The organism is Streptomyces phytophilus (genome assembly GCF_013870535.1).
GTDB classification, from domain to species: Bacteria; Actinomycetota; Actinomycetes; order Streptomycetales; family Streptomycetaceae; genus Streptomyces; species Streptomyces phytophilus.
Window position 1 is genome coordinate 1 of record NZ_JACBXC010000657.1, and the last position, 3,370, is coordinate 3,370.

The following is a 3,370-nucleotide window of genomic DNA, read 5'->3' on the forward strand; positions in this document are numbered from 1 at the left end:
GGGCCGCCGTCCCCGGGACACGACCGGCACCCCCCGGTAGTTCCGCCACTTCCACAGCCCGCGACGGCGCGGGCCCGTCACGTCGGAGCACTCATGAGAAAACCGCGTATCACCGCAGCGGCGGGCATCGCCCTGACGGCACTGCTCGCGGGCGCCTGCGGCGTCCCGGGGGCGGGCGGCGGGGCCGCCTCCTCCGGGTTCGAGGGCCCGCGGATCACCGAGCGCGTCACCCCCGAGGACGTCGCGGAGCTGGGCGACACCACCTTGCGCGTACTCGCCGACGCCGGCGAGGAGCAGACGCTGAAGGCGCTGGTGCCGCGCTACGAGAAGGCGTACCCGAACGTGGAGGTCGAGGTCGTCACCAAGGGCTTCGACGACCTGCTCAAAACCGTCCCCAACTCCCTCTCCGGCTCCGACGCCCCCGACCTCGCCCAGGGCAACCAGGGCTACGGCACCGACGGCCCGCTGGTCAGGGCCGGCCTGCTCCGCCCGCTCGACGACGTGATGCGCACCTACGGCTGGGAGAACACCTACACCGACGGCGCGCTCAAGCAGTACCGCTGGACCCCGGACGGCGCGCTGTTCGGCTCCGGCAGCCTCTACGGCATCAGCCCGGTGACCGAGTACGTCGGCGTCTTCTACAACCGCGAGGTCCTCGACCGCCTCGGCATCGAGCCGCCCGGGACCTACCGGGAGTTCACCGCGGCCCTGGACGAGGTCAAGGCCGCCGGCCGGCAGCCCCTCATGCTCGGCAACGCCGAGAAGTACCCGGCCAGCCAGGTCATCGGCCTGGTCCAGGGCCAGAATACGTCCAGCAGGGACGTCCGGTCGTGGATCAGCGGCGTGCCCGGGGCGACGGTGGCGGACAAGGGCACGCGGGACGCCGCCCGTACCGTCCAGGACTGGGCCGAGAACGGCTACTTCGGCCGCGGCTACGACGGCATCTCCTCCGACGACGCGGTCGCCAAGTTCGCGGCCGGCAAGGGCGCGTTCCTCGTGGCCGGCTCCTGGAACGCGCCCGCGCTCCAGGAGACGATGAAGGACGAGGTCGGCTTCACCCTCCCGACCCGCCCCGACGGCACCCGCGCCACCGTCGGCTCGCTGGGCATGGGCTGGCACATCTCCGCCAAGACGAAGAAGCTCCCGGCCGCCGTCGCCTTCCTCGACATGCTGATGAGCGAGGACTTCGCCCAGTCCATCGCCGACGTGGGCCGTACCCCGGTCACCGGCTCCGCGGAGGCCACCAGCCCGGTGGCCGACGCGGTCAACGACACCGGGCTGAAGCTCCTCGCCGATGACGGCCAGAACTTCTACCTCGACTGGGCGTCGACGACCATGTACGACACCGTGGGCGCCACCACCCAGGACCTGCTCTCCGGCCGTACGAGCCCCGCGGGGTTCACCGAGGCGCTCCAGGAGGACTGGCAGGAGTTCGCCACGGAGCAGCGGGAGGCGGCCGAGGCCGGCGCCGAGGACGCCTCATGAGCACGCTCAGCACGCCGCGTTCCGGCACCGCCGGCGCGGACACCGGCGCGGGGGCGGGGGCGGGGGCGGCCCCGGCGCGGCGGGTCGGCGCATCCGGGCGGGTGCGCGCCTGGGCCTCCCGCCAGTACTGGCCCGCCTTCCTCTACCTGCTGCCCGCCGCCGTCTGCTACGGCCTGTTCGTCCTGCGCCCCCTCGGCCAGACGGCCTGGATTTCGCTCTTCGAGTGGGACGGCCTCACCGTCGGCCGCTGGACCGGCCTGGACAACTACGGCGAACTGCTCGGCGACAGCCGCATCCTCGCCGCCCTCGGCCACTCGCTGGTCTTCGTCGTCTTCTATGCGGTCCTGCCCGTCGCCATCGGCCTGGCGCTGGCCGGGCTGATGTCGCGGATGCGGGTGCGCGGGCTGTCGTTCTTCCGCGCCGTGCTGTTCGTGCCGCAGATCCTGGCCACCGTGGTGGTCGCGGTCTCCTGGCGCTGGGTGTACGACATCGACGGCCCGCTGAACGCCGCGCTGCGCGCCGTCGGCCTCGGCTCGCTGACCCGCGCCTGGCTCGGCGACTACGCCACCGCGCTGCCCGCGGTCGGCCTGGTCGGCACCTGGGTGATGTTCGGCCTGTGCATGGTGCTGTTCCTGGCCGGCGTGCAGAAGATCCCCACCGAGCTGTACGAGTCCGCGCGGCTCGACGGCTGCGGGCCCGTCCGGGAGTTCTTCACCGTCACGCTGCCCGCACTGCGCGGGGAGATCGCCATCGCGCTGGTCCTGACCGTCACGTACGCGCTGCGCAATTTCGACCTGGTGTGGAACACCACCGCCGGCGGCCCCGGCGCGTCCACGTCGGTGCCCAGCGTCTTCATCTACCAGGGCGCGTTCCTCACCCGCGAGGTGGGCGCCGCCTCCGCCCTGTCCGTCTGCCTGACGGTGCTCGTCCTCGCGGTCACCGCAGTGATCATGCGCCTGGTGCGCGGGAAGGAGGGCTGACACCGTGCGCGTCAGCAGACGCCAGAGTGCCATCGGCCACGCCATCCTCATCGGCGCCGCCTGTGTCGCCCTGTATCCGTTCCTGTCCGTGCTGCTGCTCGCCCTCGGCGAACCCGGCTCCCGTACCAGCGGATTCTCGCTGCCCACCAGCATCAGCTTCGCCAACTTCACCGAAGCCTGGGACCGCGGCCTCGACGCGCAGCCGCTGCTGTCGTCGCTGCTGGTCGCCACCGCGGTGGTGGCCGGCACCCTGGTGATGGCGGTACTCGCGGGCTACGCCTTCGCGGTCTTCCCCTTCCCGCTCAAGGGCGCGTTCCTGGTGCTGCTGCTGGCCGGCCTGGTCATGCCGTACGAGGCCACCGTCATCCCGCTGTACTACCAGCTCAAGGACTGGGGCCTGGTCAACACGTACGCGGGCCTGATCCTGCCGCAGATCGGCCTCTCGCTGCCGTTCGCGATCTTCTGGATGCGGACCTTCTTCGTCTCCACCCCCGCCGCGCTGCGCGAGGCGGCCTCCGTGGACGGTGCCTCGCGGCTGCGGACCCTGCGCTCGGTCCTGCTGCCGATGGCCCTGCCCGCCATCGGCACCCTGGCCACCCTGCTGTTCCTCTTCGCCTGGAACGAGTTCCTGCTGGCGCTGGTGCTCGTACCCGACGACGCGAGCGTGCAGACGGCGCCGCTGGCGCTGTCGTTCTTCTCGGGCAACCGCCGCAACAGCGACCCGGGGGTCACCGCCGCCGCGGCAGTCCTGGTCGCCCTGCCCGTACTCATCGCCTACCTCGCCCTGCAGCGCCGCATGATCAGCGGCATGCTCACGGGCGCCGTCAAGGAGTGACCTCGTGCCTGCCCCCCTCACCCCCCGCGTCTTCGCCACCCCCGACGGCCTCGGCGCGGCACTCGCCGCC

3 protein-coding genes are annotated in these 3,370 nt (G+C 72.1%); all 3 read left to right on the plus strand.

The genetic code is table 11. The annotated features are described in order from the left end of the window. Positions 1–93 precede the first annotated feature (93 nt). Genes H5J30_RS23035 through H5J30_RS23045 form a run of 3 tightly spaced genes read left to right on the plus strand, consistent with a single transcriptional unit; the run spans position 94 to position 3,300 of the window. Positions 94–1,485: an ABC transporter substrate-binding protein gene (locus tag H5J30_RS23035; protein ID WP_181789290.1), complete on the plus strand. Its 1,392-nt coding sequence runs from the start codon at positions 94–96 to the stop codon at positions 1,483–1,485. After that, a complete protein-coding gene (locus tag H5J30_RS23040) occupies positions 1,482–2,465 on the plus strand; it encodes a carbohydrate ABC transporter permease (RefSeq protein WP_181789291.1) in 984 nt (327 codons plus the stop codon). The genes H5J30_RS23035 and H5J30_RS23040 overlap by 4 nt, the downstream gene beginning before the upstream one ends. A 4-nt stretch (positions 2,466–2,469) precedes the next feature. Continuing rightward, a complete protein-coding gene (locus tag H5J30_RS23045) occupies positions 2,470–3,300 on the plus strand; it encodes a carbohydrate ABC transporter permease (protein WP_181789292.1) in 831 nt (276 codons plus the stop codon). The last annotated feature ends 70 nt before the right edge of the window (positions 3,301–3,370 follow it).

Excerpts from the sequence above, each read along its gene's own strand:
- H5J30_RS23035 (WP_181789290.1), top strand. The coding sequence starts at position 94 with ATGAGAAAACCGCGTATCACCGCAGCGGCGGGCATCGCCCTGACGGCA.
- H5J30_RS23040 (WP_181789291.1), top strand. The coding sequence starts at position 1,482 with ATGAGCACGCTCAGCACGCCGCGTTCCGGCACCGCCGGCGCGGACACC.